The organism is Streptomyces pimonensis (genome assembly GCF_041380215.1).
Classification (GTDB): domain Bacteria; phylum Actinomycetota; class Actinomycetes; order Streptomycetales; family Streptomycetaceae; genus Streptomyces; species Streptomyces pimonensis.
On sequence record NZ_JAHWZY010000101.1, the window covers coordinates 1 to 1,599 of the forward strand.

Genomic DNA, 1,599 nt, shown 5'->3' on the forward strand with positions numbered 1-1,599 from the left:
GGCCCTGTCTCACATTCGGTGGTGACGGAGCGTGCCGCTATCCGAGGAGGATGCGGTGCCGAAGCAGGGTGAAGCCTGCTCGTCCGTGCATCTGGCGTGCGATCCGCTTGGTCTTGGTGTTGACGCCCTCGGTGGGGCCGTTGCTGTATGGAAGCGTGAGCCCGGCGATCACGGCGGCGGCGTCCCGGTCCAGGCCCCGGGTGAAGGCATGTAGATGGGGCAGGTCGGCTGCTCGGACTTGGGCGATCCAGCGCGTGAGCGAGTCGGCGTTGTCGGCGTGTGGCGTAAGGAGCGGGGCGAAGTCCCTGAGACCGGCGGCCAGTTGGGTCATCTCGCGGCAGGCGGTGGTGAGCTTGGCCAGGAGCTCGTGTTGCTCGGCCTTGAGGTTGTCGGGCCTGGTCAGCAGCATCCGGGCGAACCTGCGCGGGGAGATATGGCTGCGGTCGGCGTCCGCGCGGCCCTGGTTGATGTACTTGTGCAGGAGGTTCAGGCAGCCCGTGAAGCCGAGGGCTTTGATCTCTTCGAAGAGGTGGTTGACAGGGACGCCGGGGTCATCGGCTCGGCGTTTGCGCAGGTGCTCGCGGTAGGGGTCGACGAGGCTGGCGCGGTACTTGGGGACGCGGAGCATGCGCTCAGGTCGATCGGCTCGCGCGTAGCGTTTGACGGTGTTCAGGGCGAGCTGGAGACGGCGGGCGCACTCGAGCAAGCCGACGCCCTGGTCGAGCAGCCCGTGGACCTGGTGCCAGCGTTCCAGGGTCGTCTGGGCGCGGGGCCCGTCGTAGATGGGCGCGTCCAGCACGGTGGCCCAGCAGGTGCTGTGCGCCTTGACCTCGCTCAGAGCGGCTTCGCACAGGTTGTGCCACACATGCCACCGGTCCGCGACCTGCACCGCGTCAGGCAGGGCGCGCCGGATCGCCTCAGCATAGGTCGCTGAGCCGTCACGGCACACGATCTCGATGCCCGGATGCTCGCGCAGCCACGCCTCCAGGGTGTCGGCCGTGCGGCCGGGCAGCACGTCGATCCGTTCATGAGTCTCGGCATCGATGATTACGGTGGCGTAGCGGTGCCGCCGGCGCAGGGCGAAGTCGTCGACGCCGATCACACGGGGCACCCGCCCGGTGGGCAACGAGATCCGCAGCAGGGTGCGCAGGGCCGTGTGACGCGACAGGCTCACCGCCAGTATCGCCAGCAGACGTGCCCCGGCCCGGCCCGCTAACTCCTTGACCACGGCCTTTACCTGCCTGGTCAGACGAGCGGTGCGTCGCTGGTACCGGTCCAGGACGCCGGGCACCTGTTCGCGGAAGGTGTGGCGGCAGCCGCGCGTGGGACACACCAGACGCCGCACCCGCACACGGACCACCACCCGTCGCTCATCGACCGGCACGTCCGCGACTGTCCGCCAGTGATAGCCGTGCACGCGTTCCGAGGGGGCCTCACACACCGGGCAGACCGCAGTGTCCCGCGGAGTCCGTGCCCGCACCACGATCCGCTCACCTTCATCGACCACATCCTCGACGACCAGCGGGGAAAGACCCGAGAACACCGTCTGCACAAGCTCATTGACATCCTTCACGCGAATGTCAACGACCCTCACGACTC

General features: G+C 68.4%; 1 protein-coding gene. It reads right to left on the minus strand.

Annotation, left to right across the window (positions count from 1 at the left end; genetic code table 11):
• Nucleotides 1–37: 37 nt before the first annotated feature.
• Nucleotides 38–1,573 carry an ISL3 family transposase gene (locus KYY02_RS33495; protein ID WP_442538185.1) on the minus strand — a complete coding sequence of 512 codons (1,536 nt, stop codon included), beginning with the start codon at nt 1,571–1,573 and terminating at the stop codon, nt 38–40.
• Nucleotides 1,574–1,599: the final 26 nt, after the last annotated feature.